Annotated in this window: 4 protein-coding genes; 3 read left to right on the top strand and 1 reads right to left on the bottom strand. The window is 47.6% G+C overall.

The genetic code is table 11. From position 1 onward, the window contains the following. Positions 1-114: 114 nt before the first annotated feature. Entirely contained in the window at positions 115-237 is a 123-nt protein-coding gene (locus tag PX481_RS11490) for a hypothetical protein (protein WP_288023726.1), read from the top strand. A gap of 13 nt (positions 238-250) precedes the next feature. Here the strand turns inward: PX481_RS11490 and PX481_RS11485 are convergent, their stop codons facing one another. Continuing rightward, the gene (locus PX481_RS11485; protein ID WP_002761658.1) at positions 251-601 is read right to left on the bottom strand and encodes a single-stranded DNA-binding protein; all 351 of its coding nucleotides are present in this window, start codon (positions 599-601) and stop codon (positions 251-253) included. A 223-nt stretch (positions 602-824) separates the two neighbouring features. Between PX481_RS11485 and PX481_RS11480 the strand changes: the two genes are divergently transcribed. Beyond that, a complete protein-coding gene (locus tag PX481_RS11480; protein ID WP_288094609.1) occupies positions 825-1,865 on the top strand; it encodes a rod shape-determining protein in 1,041 nt (346 codons plus the stop codon). A 90-nt stretch (positions 1,866-1,955) separates the two neighbouring features. Then, a partial coding sequence (locus tag PX481_RS11475; protein ID WP_288094608.1) for a rod shape-determining protein MreC occupies positions 1,956-2,522 on the top strand: 567 nt, incomplete at its 3' end.

Raw genomic sequence — 2,522 nt, 5'->3', positions numbered from 1 at the left:
TATCCAACAAGGTTTTTAGACTTTTTCTCCCTCAAAAAGTGCCGACCATGGGAGTGATTGGGGGGAAAATTCAGGGACTTTTTCCCTGAAAATTAGGTAATTTACCACCTGAAAATGGGTAAAACCCTACACCCTACACCCCACACCCCACACCCTACCCCCACGAAAAACTTTTTGCCGCAAACCCTAAATAAGGGTGTGTTACTAGGGGCTAACACACCTAAAATCTGGAAATAATACCGCTCAAGCTTTAAAATTCTCGCTCGGAATTAGCCTCACTATCGCGTTTAGAACCGAGTAAATCTAATTGATCAACGAGAATCACCGGTTTAGAGCGAGCTAATCCCGTGTTTTTGTCATTCCAGGTATCCATTTTTAAAGAACCTTTAATCCCGATTAAACCGCCTTTTTTCACATAATTAGCGGCCACTTCCGCCGTTTTGCCCCAAATTTCCAGATCGAACCAATCCGGCTGATCGCTATTTTTAGAGCGACGATTAACCGCTAAAGTGAAAGTACATAAAACCTTACCGGACTCGAAATACTTGGTTTCCGGATCTCTCCCCGCTCGTCCCACCAAATGAACCAGATTTACACTCATGGTCTTAAATCCTCAATTTAGTACAATAGTATGTTTATTTTAGCCCGAAACCCTGACTTTGACCGGTGGCCAGGGAGAAAATTAGGGGCAGGATTTGCGTCAATCTGGAGAGAAAGAAGCGATAATTAACTAGACTTGCGAAACAAAACCTAATAAAATCCAAGTCGATTCGATCGAAAGTCTAGCTATAGCAACGTTGTTATCAGAACAGGAGTGAAAACAAGTGGCGGGTTTTTTTAGAAGACTAGGCTTATCAAGGGACATAGGTATAGACTTGGGGACAGCAAACACCCTCGTTTATGTATCAGGGAAAGGCATCGTTTTAGAGGAGCCATCGGTAGTGGCGATCGATCAAGATCGTAACCTGGTCGCTGTCGGGAAGGAGGCACAAAAAATGCTCGGTCGGACTCCGGTCCATGTCACCGCTCTGCGACCCCTGCGCGATGGGGTAATCGCCGATTTTTACAGTTGCGAGATCATGTTAGCGGAATTCATCAAACGAGCGCTCGATGGCACGATTGGCAATCCCCGCATGGTGATCGGTGTTCCCAGTGGGATTACCGGAGTAGAAAGACGCGCGGTGGTGGATGCGGCCAAAAATGCCGGCTCGCGAGAAGTGGGGTTAATTGATGAACCGGTTGCTGCGGCCTTGGGCGCCGGTTTACCCGTCTCGGAAGCGACGGGAAATATGATCATCGATATCGGTGGTGGCACGACGGAAGTGGCGATTCTCAGTCTCGATGGGACAGTGATCAGCGAATCCGTCCGTGTGGCCGGGGATGAACTCACGGAAGCAATTATCGCTTATCTAAAAAAAGTCCATAACCTGATTATCGGGGAACGCACGGCCGAAGATATCAAAATTCGCCTTGGTTCCGCTTATCCCTCCCCCGAAGATGAATTTCCTCCTCTGGAAGTGCGGGGATTGCATCTTATGTCCGGTTTACCCCGCACCGTGACCATCAAAGCGGAAGAAGTGCGGGAAAGTATGGATGAGCCACTTTCCGTGATCGTTGATGCGATCAAACGTACCCTAGAAAAAACTCCCCCCGAATTAGCGGCCGATATTATCGATTGCGGCATCATGTTAGCGGGAGGAGGTGCTTTATTACGGGGACTCGATCGCCTAGTCAGTCACGAAACCGGTATCGTTACCCATGTCGCTGAAGAGCCCTGGCTCTGTGTTGTCAAAGGCACGGGAGAAGTGTTAAAAAATCAGAAACTCTTTGAGCGGATCGTTAATGAAACAACTCGCAATGTCTAAAGGTCACTAGGATCGGTTAGCCGTTAGCTATCAGCAGCGGAAAAATACACGGATTCTCACTCTACACAGCCAAGAGGTTTTAAATCGCTCATGTATTCAGCACGACGAAAATGGACACAGCAGGGATGGCGAATTTTTCTGCTCGCTGCCGCTTTGGGGGTAGCTTGGTACATTCGTACCTATCAAAGTGGGGCGATTTTAGAATTGTATGGTTTATTAACCCGCCCTTTTCAGGGAGAGGAAACTAATCTGCAAGAGCAACTTCTGGCCGATCAACGGGTGCGAGAATTACAAAATCGTTTAAGTGAAGTCGAATATCAAAATCAACAATTAAAAAAACAGCTTGGTTATTATCAAACCCAGAAAAAACCCCTGATTTCTGCCCCAATTATTGGCCGCAGCGCTGATGATTGGTGGCAACAGGTAATTATTGGTCGGGGTAGCACCGATGGTGTGCCAGTGGGTGCTTCGGTGACGGGAATTGGTGGTTTAGTGGGACGGATTACGGAAGTTACCCCCCACACCAGCAAAGTTTTATTGGTCAGTAATTCCCAAAGTCGCATCGGAGCAACGGTGAATCGTAGTCGGGCCATGGGTTTGATTCAAGGTCAGGATTCCCAAGTCGCCACCCTGCGCTTTTTTGAAAAAGCTCCCGAT

It is taken from the genome of Microcystis sp. M53603_WE2, assembly GCF_030065435.1.
This window is presented reverse-complemented; position numbering and strand designations above follow the sequence as displayed.